Below are 17,116 nucleotides of genomic sequence, written 5' to 3' on the forward strand. Positions count from 1 at the left end.
CTGCAAGGTCTCCAAGACCTTGTAGGTTTAATTAATACCTACATGGTTTTTAAAACCTTGCAGGAAATCAAAAATACTATGAATACCCATTCTACAATATACTTTCCTGCTCTTGATGATGTTAAACGTGCTGCCGAAAGGCTTAAGCATGTAGTACACAAAACGCAGCTTTCGCCCAACCGTACGGCATCAGAAATGTATGATGCCAATATTTTATTTAAGCGCGAAGATTTGCAGCAGGTTAGGTCGTACAAAATAAGAGGTGCCTACAACAAAATGGCAACACTCTCTGCAGCCGAACTGGCTCATGGAGTTGTGTGCGCCAGTGCAGGCAACCATGCCCAGGGTGTGGCGCTTGCCTGTAATAAAATGCAGTCGCACGGCACTATTTTTATGCCTACGCCCACGCCCAACCAAAAGCTGGACCAGGTAAAAATGTTTGGCGGCGAATTTGCCGATGTAGTTTTGGCAGGCGATACGTTTGATGAAGCTAAAGAAGCTGCGTTGCTGTACTGTGCCGAAAAAGGAGCGGTGTTTATCCATCCGTTTGATGATCCGTACATTATAGAAGGACAGGCAACAATAGCTTTAGAGATTTTAGAGCAGGCCCAGCAGCCTATAGATTATGTTTTTGTTCCCGTAGGCGGTGGCGGACTTGCGGCGGGTTTAAGCAGCGTTTTTAAGCAACTTTCGCCCAATACTAAGATAATAGGAGTGGAGCCTACCGGTGCGCCAAGTATGACTAAGGCGCTCGAAAAAGGCGAGACCGTTCACCTGGACCGTATCAACAAATTTGTAGATGGCGCTGCGGTGCAAAAAGTGGGTAGTTTTACGTTCGACATCTGTAAGCAGACCCTTAGCGATATGCTTTTGGTAGATGAAGGCCGTATTTGCGAGGTAATACTATCGTTATACAATAAAGATGCTATTGTTATAGAGCCCGCAGGGGCGCTCTCGGTAGCGGCGTTGAGCCAGTATAAAGCACAGATTAAAGGCAAAAATGTGGTGTGCATTATAAGCGGCAGTAATAACGATATTACCCGTATGGAAGAAATTAAGGAAGGTGCACTTTTGTATGCCGGGCTAAAGCATTACTTTTTAGTGAAGTTTCCGCAAAGGCCGGGAGCATTACGTGAGTTTGTTATGAACGTTCTTGGCCCAACCGATGATATTGCCCATTTTGAATACACCAAGAAAAACAGTAAAGAAAAAGGTACGGCTGTAGTGGGTATAGAACTTAGGGAAGCATCAGACTTTGATGTGCTTATCTCTAACATGAAAAGCCTTGGATTTTTTGTAGATTATTTAAATGACAAACCCCACCTGCTTAACCTGCTGGTATGATGTTATTTAATAACAAGCATTTCTTTAGCAAGCTCTTTGTTTAAAAGGAATGGTACCATGCCTTCTAAAAATGCATTGTAGTTTAGGGCATAGCCTTTTTGATAATCGCCTTTTTGAAGCGATACCTGTACGCCAGCACGCTTAATGTCGGACACTTTTAGGTTCTCATCCAGGAAAAAGGTGGTTGGCAGCCCTAACGTGTGCTTAAGGATGCCTACGGTGCGTGAGTCGTTCTTGTAACTCTCGTGGGCGTAACATACCATTACACGGCTACTAAATTTTTTTGCTATCTTTTTAATATCGTGCTTGCGATCCCAAAACAGCACCACAAACTGTACATCCTTACCATATTTTTGTGCAAGCTTGTTAATAGCGGGTATTTCGCCCTGTGTGGTTACACACCACGAAGCATAAGTAATAAATACAATGGGTTTTTTAATATCGGCAAGCTCTATTTTAGATTTCCCTACTTTAGATTTATTGATCCTTTTAAGGGTAAAATTATCAAATTTGGTACCTGCTAAACGGTATTGTACAAGAGAGTCGAATAAAAACTTGCCCCGCTCAATATCTCCGGTGCGGTAAGCATGTGCTGATTCTAATTTATACTTGCTAAGATTTATGCGGATTGCATTACTAAACTGGGTGGTATCATTTAACGATAACGAGTCGCTCTGGCTAAAAAGGAAGAGTGGAAACAGCAGCGTAACAAGGTATAGTAATGATTTATTCATTTCGTATAAATAAGCACTATAAATTTATAAATTATAATTTAAACAACCATCTAATTATTAGATTATTATATATTAATTAAACGTTATAGTTATTTAAAGAAGAATGCTTACATAATAATCATGTTTCTTAATAAATCATCTATTATTCTTGTTAAATTTTACACATTTATTAGTGCTTGTTTTATTGTTTTTGTAAGAAAATTTAAAGATGGACGTCAGGTTTATAGCAGAAATTACTTTGAAGAATAAATTTATGCACGAAATAATATGCCAAACTGTAATGGGAATTATTTACTTTTACCAAATGATGAAAGATCTTCAAAACCTGTATGTGGCCCAGCATGGCAACAAGGTTGTTGTTTTTGGCACTAATTTAAAAGACTTTATACTATCGTTAAACAGTATAGTGCCTAACCTTAAGCCCTACATGTTTTATTACCGTGCCTTTAAAAAATTAGATTACATAGAGCACAAGCGCCTGGACGGGAGTATAATTTACATACAAAAAGTACTGTAGATTAGTTCTTTCGGTGAGAGATGCAGTTGTTTCTAAAAGCTACAAGTAGTTTTTTACCTTAACTAAAGAATGTCTATAAGTTCTTTTTGATAGTATTTGTAAACATCGGGTATAGCGAGTACAATTAGTTTGCTGCCGTGCTTGCTGCTTGTATATTGTTTTACTGCTTTTGAGTGGCTGTGCTCCATAACAAAAATAATGTCAGCCCAAGTTAACAGTTCCTCTGTTACAGGATTTGTACCTTCTTTTTCGCAGAGTTTTATATTTGTGCCGCACGATTTAAAATTTAGCTCAGGGTATACCGTGCTAAAATAATCTTCGGCTGTTTTAGACCGTTGCTTATTTGCTGAACACACAAAAAGGATATTTTGGCTCATGAAATAACAAGGAGATATTAGTTACTCTATTTATTTTCAAAGATACTCATTCCTGAATTCCTCAAAACAAAAAGCCACCCCTAAGGATGGCTCTACTATAATTTGCTTAAAATCAATTTCGGGTGTACACCCTAACATAATCTATAAGTGTAGTGCATGGGAAGATTGCTTCGGGCACAATAGCGCCGCCATAGCTGTTGGTATCGTTACCACCCACACCCGCCGAAAGTATAAAATAAAACTTGTGCATAAACGGCTGCCATTCGTTAAAATGGTTGGTGTACTCTGATTTCATTACGTTTTTACCGTTTATGGTAACGGTGTTTTTAATGTCCTGGCCATCGGCTGCGTTGTTAAATGCGGCGCCATCGTTCATGTAATTTATATGGTACACGTGCTCATCAATACTAAACTCAATACGATCGGTATACCAGTCTATCCTGTATAGGTGATAGCTGCCACTGCCTGTGTTAGGCGTATTAGCAGCAACCGGCCATCCGCCGAATTCAGGGTCTGTGTCAGGTTTTTGCTGCTCGGCATAATTATAGTATGCCCCCATGTGGCCGTGATTCCAGCTCTGGAACTGGTTGTTTTCCCAAAACCAGGCGTAGTGTACGCTGCCCAGGTTAGCAAAAGGTATAGCGCCCACATACTCCATAACATCAATCTCGCCACCCTGAGGCCACATAATATAGCTTTGGTCAGCCGGTTTTTCGGCAGGCATCATCCAGAAGGCAAAGCCCTGGCCTTTGTATTTAACGTCACGAGCCCAAATGCGCGCCTCAATGCGCGTACCCGGCCCGGCCGAAAATTTAGTATTGGTGTTAATGCGCCCGCTGGTATAATTGCGGTCCATGTAGGTTTCTTTGCGGGTAGTTATGGCAAGGGCACCTTCGGTAGTTGGGGTAGCGGCTATAAGGCTCACGTTTTCCGGCCTGTCGGTAGCGCGGTCTAACTGTCCGGTACCAAAATCGCCGTTAACGCCTGTGCCGGTCTCGTAAGCCCATTTTGTGGCATCAAGGGTAGTGCCTTCAAACTCGTCGTTCCAAAGCAGTGTATAGCCGCTGTAATTAGTAACTACAGGAACCAACGGAGTTTCCGGTACAGGTTCAGGATCCGGGTCTATTACAACGGGTGGGGTAGGGGTTGGTTCGGCAGATGAATCATCGCTGCCGCAGCCCGCCAGTACAGCGAGCACAAAAAATGCGCTAAAAATGCGTTTCATAAAAATGTGAATTTGGGTTATAGAATAATTGGATTTGGAAAAGTTTATTATAAAATGGATAAACAAATATAAGTAAAAATAGCTTTTACTATATCGGTTTCGGTATTTTATATAATTGATTTAGTGAGAAGAATAGTGTGGTTTTTACACAAAAACTATGATGTAAGGCTTGGTTATTGATGGTATTTAGCAATAAGAGCTTTTACCTCAGTTTTTAATTTTGGCAGATGGTTAATTAAAATTGACCAGATATTTTCATCCGAAATATTATCATAGGCGTGTATAACCTGATTTCGTAAACCGATTATAGCTTTAGAGTTTGTTATTTTTGCTGCGAGGCTTTCATCGCGTGTGATGATCCTGTTAACTGCTTCGCCAATAATTTCTAAATCGCGCTCAACAGCACGTTTAAGCATTGTATTTTGCTTGTAGGTAAAGAAATTCTTTTCAGAATTTTCAAAGTAGCTTTCTATTTCATCTATAGCAGCCGAAATATCAAAAAGCCATTTTAATATCCTCTCATCCATAAACCAGTTCTTTGCTTTTATTTATAGAATTAATAAGGATAGGATTTTTTAGTGTTTGCTCTTCTATAAGGTCAACCTCTCTGCCAAATAAGTTTTTTAGCTTGGTTTTAAAATTTATATAATTATCAAAATAGACGGCAAGGTCTATGGCTTTAAACTTTACCAAAAAATCTATATCGCTTTTATCATTAAAATTTGAAGTTACCGCCGACCCAAAAAGATACATCCTGTCTACATTGTGGGTGTAGCACAGGCTCTTTAAACTGTCGATATGTTCTTCAATTAATTTCATAGATCAAATATAGTTAAAATTATCAGATACAGATAACTCGGGTAAATCCTATAAAAAAACCGCCATAAAGGCGGTCCGTATTTTAATATCTTCTCATTTGGGGCACAGGCCCTTTTTTAAGGTTGGCCTTCATCATTGCAACCTGGTCTTTCAGCATTCCCTGTTTGTCCAGTTTCTTAACTTCGGTAAGCAGGGCAGTAGCTTCTATCTTACGTCCTTTAGATATTGCAATACCTGCAAGGTTAAGTTTAGCCATTGCCATATCCTGATCCATATTAAGGCCAAGGGTAACCGCTTTTTTAAGGTGCTTCTCGGCTTCCTTAAGGTTGGTCTGGCTTAGCATAAGGCCTTTAAGGTAGTGGTAATAGCCTTCCTGTTTTTGTACAAGGGCAGTGTGTGGCTCTTTAATTTTATCAAGCCATTTGTTGGCGCCGTCAAAATCCTGTTTCCTTAATTTAAGGAACGCAAGAATAATAAATTCGTTCTTAAAATATAGTAATACAAAAATACCTGCCAGTAAAAGCAGGAAAATGCCGTTACCAATGTTGCTTTCTGTAAACTGCCATACGGCTATAATAACGGTTAAAGCGGTAAGAACCAGCTTAAAGATTTTATTAAACATAGTGATTGTTGTATTTTTGCGGTTGCAAAGGTAGTAAATTCCAATAAAAAAATATTTTTTTAAAAACTACTTGTGCAAAAAAAAAACCTTTGTATATTTGCACTCGGTTTTAAGGGCGGCTATATCCCTGAATCCCAAAGATAAGATATTTCAACAAGATTTAAAGATACAAAGCAATGAGTAAGAGAACATTTCAACCATCGAAAAGAAAAAGAAGAAATAAGCACGGTTTTATGGACAGGATGGCTTCTGCCAACGGAAGAAAAGTGCTTGCTCGCAGAAGGGCTAAAGGACGTCATAAACTAACTGTTTCTAGCGAACCAAGGCATAAAAAATAATGTTTATATTAAACATACATAAAGGTGTTACTTATTTTTAGTAACGCCTTTTTTTATACCCAGGCCTCACCCCAGCCCTCTCCAAAGGAGAGGGAGCAGCTACACTCCTGTGTTACAGGTGCTGCATAAGTTGTTGATACCAACAATATCCGTACAGGCTCCCCTCTCTTTTGGAGAGGGGTTGGGGGTGAGGTCAGAAGAGCCTTAATATCAAGGAAAAAAACGTAAATTTGCACCGTGTTTCACTTGTGGAACTTTTTAATATAACTACAATACACAAAAATGCCTAAAGACACTTCCATCAAATCTGTTTTAATTATCGGTTCGGGCCCCATAGTTATTGGGCAGGCCTGCGAATTTGACTATGCCGGCTCTCAGGCGGCACGATCAATAAGGGAAGAGGGTATAGAGGTTATCCTGATAAACTCTAACCCCGCTACTATTATGACCGACCCCTCTATGGCCGATCATGTATACCTTAAGCCGCTTACCACAAAATCGATAATAGAAATTCTTAAAGCACACCCAAATATTGATGCCGTACTGCCTACAATGGGTGGCCAAACGGCCCTAAACCTTTGCCTTGAGGCTGAGGAAAAAGGTATTTGGAGCGACTTTAACGTGCGATTGATAGGGGTAGACGTTAATGCCATAAATATTACCGAGGACAGGGAGCAGTTTAAACAACTCTTAGAGCGCATAGGCATACCTGCAGCACCCGCTAAAACCGCTAACTCGTTCCTTAAAGGTAAAGAGATAGCGCAGGAGTTTGGTTTCCCGCTGGTTATACGCCCATCGTTCACACTTGGGGGTACGGGTGCAGCTTTTGTACACCGCAAAGAAGATTTTGACGACCTGCTTACCTACGGACTGGAAATGTCGCCTATACACGAGGTGCTTATAGATAAGGCACTTTTAGGCTGGAAAGAATACGAATTAGAGCTACTGCGCGACAAAAATGATAACGTAGTAATTATTTGCTCTATTGAAAATATGGACCCTATGGGTATCCATACCGGAGATAGTATTACCGTTGCGCCTGCAATGACGCTTAGCGATACTACCTTCCAGAAAATGAGGGATATGGCCATACTGATGATGCGCAGCATAGGCAACTTTGCCGGCGGGTGTAACGTTCAGTTTGCGGTAAGCCCCGATGATAAAGAAGATATCGTGGCTATCGAGATCAACCCCCGCGTGTCGCGTTCATCGGCACTGGCATCTAAAGCTACCGGTTACCCAATTGCAAAAATCGCCTCTAAACTGGCATTAGGGTACCATTTAGATGAGCTTCAAAACCAGATCACTAAATCTACATCGGCTTTATTTGAGCCTACGCTGGATTATGTAATCGTAAAAATACCACGCTGGAACTTTGATAAGTTTGAGGGCGCCGACAGAACGTTAGGCCTTCAGATGAAATCAGTAGGTGAGGTTATGGGTATTGGGCGCTCGTTCCAGGAAGCGCTGCACAAGGCTACACAATCGCTTGAAATTAAGCGTAACGGGCTTGGTGCCGATGGTAAAGGGTACACTAACTATGAGCAGATAATTGATAAGCTTACCCACGCAAGCTGGGACCGTGTGTTCGTAATTTATGATGCTATACAAATGGGTATACCATTAAGCCGCATACACGAAATTACCAAGATAGATATGTGGTTCCTTAAACAATATGAGGAGCTTTACAGCCTTGAAAGGGAGGTTTCTAACTTTAAGATAGATACGCTGCCTAAAGAATTGTTACTTGAGGCCAAGCAAAAAGGCTTCGCCGACAGGCAAATTGCCCACATGATGGGTTGCCTTGAAAGCGAAGTGTACAACAAGCGTGAAGAAATGGGCGTTAAGCGCGTTTATAAGCTGGTTGATACCTGCGCAGCTGAGTTTGAGGCTAAAACGCCGTATTACTACTCAACTTTTGAGGCAGAGATAGAAAGGGCAGACGGTACACGCTACGTTCATAACGAAAGTATTGTATCCGATAAGAAAAAGGTTGTGGTACTGGGCTCCGGCCCTAACCGAATTGGCCAGGGTATTGAGTTTGACTACTCTTGTGTACACGGTGTACTGGCTGCTGCCGAGTGTGGTTATGAAACAATTATGATAAACTGTAATCCGGAAACGGTTTCAACCGACTTTGATACAGCTGATAAGCTGTACTTTGAGCCGGTGTTCTGGGAGCACATATACGATATTATCCGCCATGAAAAACCGGAAGGTGTTATCGTTCAGTTAGGTGGGCAGACTGCCCTTAAGCTGGCCGAAAAGCTGGATCGTTATGGCATTAAAATATTAGGTACCAGCTTTGATGCGCTTGACCTTGCCGAAGACAGGGGCCGTTTCTCTGACCTGCTTACAGAGCTTGGCATACCTTTCCCTAAATTTGGTATAGCCGAAAGTGCTGACGAAGCAAGCAAGCTTGCCGAAACGTTAGACTTCCCGCTGTTGGTTCGCCCATCATACGTATTGGGTGGCCAGGGTATGAAGATCGTAATTAACAAACAGGAGCTTGAGGAGCACGTTATCGATTTGCTTAAAAGCATACCGGGTAATAAACTTTTACTTGACAACTATTTGGATGGTGCGATTGAAGCTGAAGCCGATGCAATTTGCGATGGCGAAGATGTTTACATAATAGGTATCATGGAGCACATTGAACCTTGCGGTGTACACAGCGGCGATAGTAATGCTACACTGCCACCGTTTAACCTGGGTGAGTTTGTAATGCAGCAAATTAAAGACCATACCAAAAAGATAGCGCTTGCGCTTAAAACGGTAGGCCTTATAAACATACAGTTTGCCATTAAAGATGATATTGTTTACATAATAGAAGCTAACCCGCGCGCAAGCCGTACCGTACCGTTTATTGCCAAGGCATACGGAGAGCCTTATGTAAACTACGCAACCAAGGTGATGCTGGGGGCTAAAAAAGTAAAAGACTTTACCTTTAACCCTAAGCTTGATGGTTTTGCCATTAAACAACCGGTATTCTCTTTTAGTAAATTCCCGGGTGTAAATAAACAACTTGGACCGGAGATGAAATCTACCGGTGAGAGCATCCTCTTTATAGACGACCTTAAGGATGACCAGTTTTACGAACTGTACTCACGCCGTAAAATGTACCTGAGTAAATAATATACTGCTCGTATAACATAAAAAACGCCCATGCATTTGCATGGGCGTTTTTGGTTTATATGGCATGATCTTATTACCTTTTAATTCGGGCAAGAACGATATCCAGCCTTCGTTTGTTGTACTGCTGTACCAAAGCCGGATAAAAATGAAACAGCACATTGCTTACCAGGAGTGCTATTGTAAAACTGTAATGCTTAGAACTGTATTTAATACCTGTAAAAACCAGTACACCCACAAAAGCAATAAGATGGCTGATTTCGGCGTAGATTATTTCTTTTCTCAGGGTAAGCAGTTCCTCATGAGTGGGCTTTTCTGAAATTTTAATTTTAGGGTTGAAATGCCGCCAAAAACTTGTAATAAGCATTTGTCTGAAATAAAGCACCCCAATATATTTATTTGACTTCTTACCTTTCACAAAATTAAAGTGCGATAGTTTGTTGTAAAATGCCATATTCCTGATGGGAAAATTAAGCAGCAGGCCTACAACAGAGAAACCAAAGGCAATAACTATTGCGTTGAGTATATGGGCAAGTATCATAATTGGTGGTTATAAAAAGTAAATATAATAATAATGCCCCACGTTTGTGAGGCATTATAATCAAATCAGTTGCAAATTGTGTAACCGTTATTTAAGGTGCTTGGCAAAAAAGCCCATCATGCATTTGTACAGCTCAATACGGTTTTCTTCGCGGCCAAAGCCGTGGCCTTCATCATACTTAACCATGTACGGGGTATCCATACCTTTTTTTCTAAGGCTTTCTACTATCTGATCGCTTTCGTTAATGTTAACCCTTGGGTCGTTAGCACCCTGAACCACAAACAGCGGTTTCTTCATCTTATCGATATTAAGCGCCGGAGATACCGCCTTCATAATTTCTTGGTCGGCAGGGCTGTTCTCGTCATACCACTGCTCATATACCTGTGCAAGGTACGGTTTCCAGTAGGGTGGGAACGATTTAAAGAACGTAAAGAGGTTAGAAACCCCAACATAATCAACACCACAGGTGTACATATCAGGTGTTTTTACAAGGCTACCCAAAGTGGCAAGCCCACCGTAGCTTCCGCCGTAAATGGCCGCTTTATCGGGTAAAATAAAGCCCAGTGTCCTTGCGTAGGCCACACCGTCTTCAAGGTCGTTAAGCATGTTACGGCCTATTTGTTTGTTGCCCGCCATAGAGAATGCCTTGCCATAACCGCCAGATCCGCGGTAATCTACCTGTAGCGTAGCATAGCCACGGCTTGCAAACAGTTGCGTTTCCGGGTTAAAGCCCCAGTTGTCCCTTGGGCCATAAGGGCCACCGTGCGGGTTAACAATCAGCGGCACTTTTTTACTGTTAGATGCCTCTTTAGGGATGGTAAGGTAACCATAAAGGGTAAGCCCATCGCGCGATTTGAAGGAAATAGGGCGCATCTCGGCCATGTCCTGCTCTTTAAGCTGAGGCATCATGTTAAGGATCTCCTTAAAGGTTCCTTTGTTAATATCATAAATATAGTATATGCCATACAGCCTGTCGCTGGTAACGTATACCAGGCATTTATCCTCGTCATCGGTAATGCCGGCAATACTAAACTCCTTGTCGCCAAACTGCTTTTGCATTGTGGCATGCACTTTTTTGTATTTAGCACTTACAGGAATGGTAAACTCCTTTTGACCGGTATAAAAGTAGTAATCTACCTCATAGCCACGCTTGCGCGATGTTACCAGTCCGCCTACATCAAACGTAGGGTTGCTGTATATTTTTTTAATGGTTTTCTTCTTCTCAAGGTCATACAGGATAATTTCCCTTGTATTATTTTCAAGATTGGTAAGCACATACGCATCATGCGGGTTGGGGGTGGTATAGTCGAACTCAATGATGCCAAAATCATCCTTCCAGGTGGTTTGCATAACCTTTTCAAAAGGCTTGTCATCGGCAGTCCGGTAGTACAGCACATTTTCGGTACCGTTTTGTTGCTGGGTATAGGCGCGCAGCCTGCCATCCTTATCAAAATCAAAACCGCCAATAGGGTTGGCTATATCTTTGTTTTCGTAAAGCTTAACCAGATCGCCGGTTTTAATGTTAATCTTGTACGGCTCAAAAATTTCCGGGTTATCCTTATTAAGCTGCACGATCATATAGTCCGGCTGCTCTTTAAGTATCATCTGGATACTGGCCTTAACGCCATCAAAAGGGGTGAGGTCTTTTTTGTTACCGCCATCAAGGTCGGTAGCCCAAATGTGGAAATTTTCATCGCCGCCCTTATCCTGCATGTAAATAAGTCGGGAATTATTTGCCCAGCCGTACCCGCGGATAAGCTGGTCTTTTTCCTCAATTATCTTTTTAACCTCGTTAGTGGTGGTGTTCTTTACAAACACGTGGCTCTTGCCGTTACCATCGCGCTCTTTATACGACAGGTACTGCCCGTTTGGCGAGAACTGGAACGACGATTGCGATGGTTTTTTAAAGTAATCCTCTACACTGTACTTGTAGGTTCCTTTTTCGGCGGCAGCCAGTTTGGCAAGGTCTTCCTTGCTCGATACCAGCGCGGGGTTGCCGGGCTGTGCCGTTTGTGCCCCGGCAATGCCTACCGTGGCGCAGGCCATAATGGCCAATACAAATTTGTTCATACGTTTTTTGATTGATTAATTGATTAGTAGCTCAAATATAGTAATTGTTACAATCTTGTCTACTTTTTATGTACACGTTTCAGTAGTTACAACCAAAGACTGGTAATTTGTTAGATGTTTTAATAAAATGTTATGAAAATGTTAATTAAAGTTGTTGTGTGGTTCATAAATAATATTACATTTGCGGCTATACATAACCCCTAAAACATGAACGTACAATTACTTAACCCAAAAAAACTGGTGTCTAAAAAACTGCTGTTGTTTGCATTTTTGTTATTACAGGCCACGCTTTATGCGCAGGTTAACTTTACCCAGAGCAACCTGCCTATTGTAATTATCAATACCGATATTGACCCTAATACCGGCCAGCCTACCGAGATTCCGGATGACCCCAAAGTGCCTGCCAGCATGAAGATAATTTACCATGAAGATGGCAGTACCAACTTTGTAACCGACCAGGACAATGATGATTTTCTTGATTATGACGGGCGTATTAAGATAGAAGTTCGCGGTTCTACCTCTCAGGACCTGCCTAAAAAACAATACGGCTGGACAACTTATGAGGATAACGATACTACCAAACAAAAAGTAAGCATTTTAGGAATGCCCAAACAAAACGACTGGATACTTAACGGCCTGGCTTTCGATCCATCTTTAATGCGCGACTACCTTACCTATAACCTGTCGCGCGCTATAGGGTATTATACCGTACGTACCCAGTATTGCGAAGTGATACTTAACGGCCAGTACAACGGCCTGTATGTGTTGCAGGAAAAACTTAAAGATGATACCAATCGTATTAACATAGAAGCGATTGACGAAGATGCCGATAGTGGTATGGCGCTTACAGGCGGTTATATTACCAAGGCTGATAAAACCACAGGTGGCGACCCTGTAGCCTGGACAATGGATTCGTATGCGGGATGGACCGATTTTATACACGAACTGCCTAAGCCGGAAGATGTAACAGAGGCGCAGAATACCTACATTCACAACCAGTTTTTAGACCTTGCCAGCAAGGCTTCTACAGGTAACAGCAATTTTATTAACGGATACCCATCTGTTATTGATATCCCTACGTTTGTAGACTTTTTTGTAATGAACGAGCTTTCATCTAACGCCGATGGTTACCAGATAAGCACCTTTTTTCATAAAGATAAAGGCGGCAAGCTAAGGGCAGGCCCAATTTGGGATTTTAACCTTACTTACGGTAACGACCTGTTTGATTATGGTTTTGACCGCAGCCATACCGATGTTTGGCAGTTTAGCGATGGCGGTAATGAAGGCGCTAAATTTTGGACCGATCTTTTTAACGATGATGATTTTAGGTGTTATCTTTCACGCAGGTGGAACCAGGTAACGGCCGATGGACAGCCGCTTAGCTATGAGGCTATTTCTGATTATATAGACGAAACCGTTGCCCTTATAGCCGATGCCACTGTGCGCGAACAGCAGCGCTGGGGCACCACACCTAACCACGCACAGGAAATTACCAACCTTAAAGCATGGCTACAGGAGCGCTTTACCTGGATTAATGCTAACATAGGCAGCTTTACGGCCTGTGCCGATGTGCAGACCCCCTCGCTGGTTATTACCAAGATTAACTACAATCCGTCGGAAACCGATGAATTTCCGGAAAGTGATGATCAGGAATTTATCGAGATAAAAAATACAGGCACCACACAGGTTAACCTTACCGGTGTGTATTTAAGGGAGCTTGGCGTGTCGTACCAATTTCCTGTTAATGCTACTATAGCTTCGGGCCAAAAAATTCATATTGTAAGCAGCCCTGAGGTGTTTGAGGCTAAATACGGCGTGGCTGCATTTGGGCAGTTTCAGCGTAATTTATCAAATAGCAGCCAGAATTTAGTATTGGCCGATGGTTTTGGGAACATTATTGATGCGGTAGAATACAGCGACAGCGAACCGTGGCCGGATGCCGATGGCAGCGGTGCTTACCTTATGCTTATAAGCGATAGTTTAGATAACAGCCTTCCGCAAAGCTGGGTGGCGTATGAAGATACTAACCTTTCTGTAAAAGATGTAGCAGCCGATGCAACGCGCGTTGTTATGTATCCTAACCCGGTAAGCAACATACTTACAATACATGCGGCTGATGGTATTAAAAGCATCGAAATATATGATATTTACGGTAAGCTGCTACAAGCTGCTACAGCCGATGATGTTACGGTAAAAGCCAGTCTTAGCGGTTATGCAGCCGGTATTTACCTTGTAAAAGTTACCGGTGCTAAAGGCAGCGTAACGCAAAAAGTGGTTAAGAACTAAGCGATACTGTTTAGTAAGGATAATTAAGATCCGGGAGCGCTGCAAAGCCTTCCGGATTTTTTTATGGCTTAAACTGCACTAACTTTAGTCCTTTCATTTCGCACGCTCTTTTTGTTACATTTGTGTTACTTATCCCTACAACACTACATGGACATTTTAGAGAAGATAAATACTAAAGCTAAAAGCACCGATACCACCGGTTTTGGCACCAGTGCATCAAACTACGGTGGGCGGTTTATAAATAAAGATGGGTCGGCTAATATAGAAAAAAGCGGCATTACGCTTTTTAACCGCATAAGTTGGTACCACACCATGCTTACCATGCCCGGCTGGAAGTTTATGGGTATACTGCTTGCGTTTTATGCCGGGGTAAACCTGCTATTTGCGCTAATGTACTACGGTATTGGGGTAGAGTACCTTAGCGGTATAGATACTAAGGGGAGCGAGTGGCTAAAGTTTGGCAAGGCCTATTTTTTTAGTGCCCAAACGTTTACCACAGTGGGTTACGGGCACATTAGCCCAAGTGGTTTTACCACCAGTGCTGTGGCTGCTGCCGAGGCGCTTACAGGCCTTTTGAGCTTTGCCATTGCCACGGGTTTGTTTTACGGGCGTTTTAGCAGGCCAAAGGCCTTTATAAAGTTTTCGCATAATGCGCTTATCTCACCTTATAGGGGTGGGACTGCGTTAATGCTGCGTGTGGCGCCGTTTAAAAACACCAATCTTATGGATGCGGAAGCCCGTATGACGGTAGGGATGATAGTTATGGAGAATGAGGTGCCGGTAAACAAGTTTTTTGTGCTTCCGCTGGAAATAAACCACATAAGCACACTTTCACTAAGCTGGACACTGGTACACCACATTGTTGAAGATAGCCCGTTTTATGGCTTTACCAAAGAAGATTTTGACGCCGCCGAAGGAGAGGTTATTGTTCAGGTAAAGGCTTTTGATGATCTTTTTAGCACTACGGTTGCTGCCAGCACATCGTATATTTTTGATGAGATTGTTTACGGTGCTAAGTTTGAGATAATGTATGCCGAAAACGAAGCTAAAACAAAAACCATACTGTACCTGGGCAAACTGAATAGTTTTAAGCCAATAGAGCTGTAGGTAAAGATGTGAGATAATAGATAATAGATAATAGAGTTTAGACACCCCAAACTCACAACCCTTAACCCTAAACTCGAAACCCTCAACCCCCAAAGGGTAAAAAATCGAATACTAAGTGGCAGCCTTTAAATTCTAAATCATATATAGTGCTACCTAAATAGCCCAATGCCATTACTTTAAATTGACGGTACTTTACAGTAATTACTAAAACAAAGTAAAAAACTTAAAATTACCATCATGAAAAAACAACTACTTTTTGCAATGTTATTGGCTACAGGTGCAATGAGCGCCCAGATGACGCATTTAATTCCGTGGTTTATGGGGGTACCGTCTACCGAGACTATTATAGAGGTAAACTCAGGCGATATTGTGACATGGACGTGGGATGATAACCTGCCGCATACCGTAACTACCGATGCCGGCGGTGCAGAATCTTTTGCCAGCGATATGCTTACCGGCGATGATCAGGAATTCTCTCACACGTTTACCGTAGAGGGCAGTACAAGCTATGCCTGCGAAGTGCACCCAATGATGACGGGCACTATAACAACAGTTGGTAGCACGGCAGCTATAGGCGATGTAACTGTGGCTGACTTTGATTTTTACCCTAACCCGGCAACCGATAATGTAACCGTGAGTGGTAAAGAAATTATAAACAGGGTACAATTGTTTGATGTTACCGGCAGGCAGCTGTTAGATAATACAGCTACTACAAACTCGGTAAAAATATATCTTAATGGTTTTAGCTCAGGTACTTACTTTTTAAAAGTGTACAGCGGTGCCAAAACTAAAAATATTACAGTAGTAAAAAAATAAGGTTAAAGGTGTTTTTTTAAAAAAGCCCTGCACGCTATCTTTTGCGTCAGGGCTTTTTGCTGTTTTATGGGCAGGTATTCTCTAAAGAATTTATCCATTGTTCTATCATGGCAACGGCCTCTTCGTGTACTAATTTGCGTCCCAGGGTGGGCATCATTTCCGATTGTATGCCGGTGTTCATCCTAAAGTGCAGGAGCGAACCCTCAGGGTTTTGCCCCACTACGATGTACTGTTGGTCTCCGGTAACAAAATCAACCGGTTCGCGGCAAATGCCCAGGTTACCGGGTGTGAGTCCGCTTTTATTAAAGGCAAGGTTCATAGGGGTGTAGCCACAATCGGTATTATCGGTATGGCAATGGGCGCAGTTAATATCAAGGTAGGAGCGCACACGCAGGTCTAATGGCTGGGTGGTATCGGTCCAGTCTACCGTTGATGCGATAGTTTGCGGCGCTGCATCTAAATAGCCAAACTCTATCCATTTAGCCAGCTGGTTTTTAGTACCATCGGAATAAGTATACATCCTATTAAGGTTTTGCGGCTTGGGGCCAATGGCAACAGGTGCCTCGCTAAGTTCGTGGCACTTAATACACATAGAGGTCATAGGTACCACATAATCGGTAATTTTTATGGTGCCGTTCTCTATCCAGCTAATTCGTGTGGTAAGCCCGGCGGTGCTAAGGGTAGCTTCGGTTTGCGCTTCATTCCAAAGGTAATCGGCAAATATCCAGCCGTTTTCCTTTTTAATCATAATACGGGTTTCTATAATAACGGTACTGTTATCGGGCACTACGGTATTATAGTAAAATGTTTTTATAAGGGCAGCTCCTACAGGAAAATCAAGCACGGTACCGTCGCCCGCATACGTAGCTTTTTTGCCTGCGGGCATCCATACAAAGCGTTTTTTAAGGGCATAATCAGTAAACAGCGAACTGTTAAGATTGTACGGAAGCACGCCATAAACGGGCAACAGGTTTTTAAGATCGCCTTCAAAAAACTTATAGTCGGATAGCTTTGGGTACGGCACAGTAGTAAGGTCCATCACCACGGGTGACTGCGGCCCTGCCGGAATGGTATCTATAGGAGTAGGATCGGTATAATCACTGCCATCATCAGATCCGCATGATAAAAACACGGTAAATACAGTTAAGAGCAGCACGAGGCCAAACAGGTAGTGTTTTTTCATATACA

The 17,116-nt window shown here is 42.2% G+C and carries 16 protein-coding genes; 7 read left to right on the forward strand and 9 right to left on the reverse strand.

Annotated features, from left to right (window positions below):
* The first annotated feature begins 78 nt into the window (after positions 1 to 78).
* Positions 79 to 1,344, forward strand: coding sequence for a threonine ammonia-lyase IlvA (ilvA, locus tag FMM05_RS14135; RefSeq protein WP_143374153.1), 1,266 nt, complete (start codon positions 79 to 81; stop codon positions 1,342 to 1,344).
* A 2-nt stretch (positions 1,345 to 1,346) separates the two neighbouring features.
* Here ilvA and FMM05_RS14140 read toward each other — a convergent pair whose 3' ends face one another.
* Entirely contained in the window at positions 1,347 to 2,078 is a 732-nt protein-coding gene (locus tag FMM05_RS14140; protein ID WP_143374044.1) for a TlpA family protein disulfide reductase, read from the reverse strand.
* A 253-nt stretch (positions 2,079 to 2,331) separates the two neighbouring features.
* Here FMM05_RS14140 and FMM05_RS14145 point away from each other — a divergent pair, with 253 nt between their 5' ends.
* Positions 2,332 to 2,595 carry a hypothetical protein gene (locus tag FMM05_RS14145; RefSeq protein WP_143374045.1) on the forward strand — a complete coding sequence of 88 codons (264 nt, stop codon included), beginning with the start codon at positions 2,332 to 2,334 and terminating at the stop codon, positions 2,593 to 2,595.
* Between the two features lie 62 nt (positions 2,596 to 2,657).
* On the opposite strand, the gene FMM05_RS14150 is transcribed toward FMM05_RS14145, so the two are convergent.
* From FMM05_RS14150 to FMM05_RS14170, 5 genes are all read right to left on the reverse strand, one after another.
* Positions 2,658 to 2,972, reverse strand: coding sequence for a phosphotyrosine protein phosphatase (locus FMM05_RS14150; RefSeq protein ID WP_143374046.1), 315 nt, complete (start codon positions 2,970 to 2,972; stop codon positions 2,658 to 2,660).
* Between the two features lie 112 nt (positions 2,973 to 3,084).
* Positions 3,085 to 4,197, reverse strand: coding sequence for a glycoside hydrolase family 16 protein (locus FMM05_RS14155; RefSeq protein ID WP_143374047.1), 1,113 nt, complete (start codon positions 4,195 to 4,197; stop codon positions 3,085 to 3,087).
* A 173-nt stretch (positions 4,198 to 4,370) separates the two neighbouring features.
* Positions 4,371 to 4,724, reverse strand: coding sequence for a HepT-like ribonuclease domain-containing protein (locus tag FMM05_RS14160; protein WP_143374048.1), 354 nt, complete (start codon positions 4,722 to 4,724; stop codon positions 4,371 to 4,373).
* Entirely contained in the window at positions 4,717 to 5,016 is a 300-nt protein-coding gene (locus FMM05_RS14165; protein WP_143374049.1) for a nucleotidyltransferase family protein, read from the reverse strand. Before FMM05_RS14165 ends, FMM05_RS14160 begins: the two co-directional genes overlap by 8 nt.
* An 82-nt stretch (positions 5,017 to 5,098) precedes the next feature.
* Entirely contained in the window at positions 5,099 to 5,638 is a 540-nt protein-coding gene (locus FMM05_RS14170) for a tetratricopeptide repeat protein (RefSeq protein WP_143374050.1), read from the reverse strand.
* A 176-nt stretch (positions 5,639 to 5,814) separates the two neighbouring features.
* Here FMM05_RS14170 and rpmH point away from each other — a divergent pair, with 176 nt between their 5' ends.
* Together rpmH and carB are read left to right on the forward strand one after the other, a co-directional pair.
* The gene (gene rpmH / locus FMM05_RS14175; RefSeq protein ID WP_008464848.1) at positions 5,815 to 5,976 is read left to right on the forward strand and encodes a 50S ribosomal protein L34; all 162 of its coding nucleotides are present in this window, start codon (positions 5,815 to 5,817) and stop codon (positions 5,974 to 5,976) included.
* A gap of 282 nt (positions 5,977 to 6,258) precedes the next feature.
* The gene (gene carB, locus FMM05_RS14180; protein WP_143374051.1) at positions 6,259 to 9,111 is read left to right on the forward strand and encodes a carbamoyl-phosphate synthase large subunit; all 2,853 of its coding nucleotides are present in this window, start codon (positions 6,259 to 6,261) and stop codon (positions 9,109 to 9,111) included.
* Positions 9,112 to 9,184: 73 nt separating this feature from the next.
* Here the strand turns inward: carB and FMM05_RS14185 are convergent, their stop codons facing one another.
* Both FMM05_RS14185 and FMM05_RS14190 read right to left on the reverse strand, forming a co-directional pair.
* Complete coding sequence (locus tag FMM05_RS14185; RefSeq protein WP_143374052.1) at positions 9,185 to 9,649, reverse strand: glycosyl-4,4'-diaponeurosporenoate acyltransferase CrtO family protein; 465 nt, start codon at positions 9,647 to 9,649, stop codon at positions 9,185 to 9,187.
* Between the two features lie 87 nt (positions 9,650 to 9,736).
* The gene (locus FMM05_RS14190; protein ID WP_143374053.1) at positions 9,737 to 11,719 is read right to left on the reverse strand and encodes a S9 family peptidase; all 1,983 of its coding nucleotides are present in this window, start codon (positions 11,717 to 11,719) and stop codon (positions 9,737 to 9,739) included.
* A gap of 207 nt (positions 11,720 to 11,926) precedes the next feature.
* Between FMM05_RS14190 and FMM05_RS14195 the strand changes: the two genes are divergently transcribed.
* From FMM05_RS14195 to FMM05_RS14205, 3 genes are all read left to right on the forward strand, one after another.
* A complete protein-coding gene (locus tag FMM05_RS14195) occupies positions 11,927 to 14,005 on the forward strand; it encodes a CotH kinase family protein (protein WP_143374054.1) in 2,079 nt (692 codons plus the stop codon).
* 147 nt (positions 14,006 to 14,152) lie between these two features.
* Positions 14,153 to 15,112, forward strand: coding sequence for an ion channel (locus tag FMM05_RS14200; RefSeq protein ID WP_143374055.1), 960 nt, complete (start codon positions 14,153 to 14,155; stop codon positions 15,110 to 15,112).
* A 237-nt stretch (positions 15,113 to 15,349) separates the two neighbouring features.
* A complete protein-coding gene (locus FMM05_RS14205; RefSeq protein ID WP_143374056.1) occupies positions 15,350 to 15,928 on the forward strand; it encodes a T9SS type A sorting domain-containing protein in 579 nt (192 codons plus the stop codon).
* 64 nt (positions 15,929 to 15,992) lie between these two features.
* Here the strand turns inward: FMM05_RS14205 and FMM05_RS14210 are convergent, their stop codons facing one another.
* Positions 15,993 to 17,111 carry a hypothetical protein gene (locus tag FMM05_RS14210; protein WP_143374057.1) on the reverse strand — a complete coding sequence of 373 codons (1,119 nt, stop codon included), beginning with the start codon at positions 17,109 to 17,111 and terminating at the stop codon, positions 15,993 to 15,995.
* Positions 17,112 to 17,116 lie beyond the last annotated feature (5 nt).

Origin of the sequence: Flavobacterium zepuense (assembly GCF_007097145.1) — a bacterium.
GTDB lineage: Bacteria > Bacteroidota > Bacteroidia > Flavobacteriales > Flavobacteriaceae > Flavobacterium > Flavobacterium zepuense.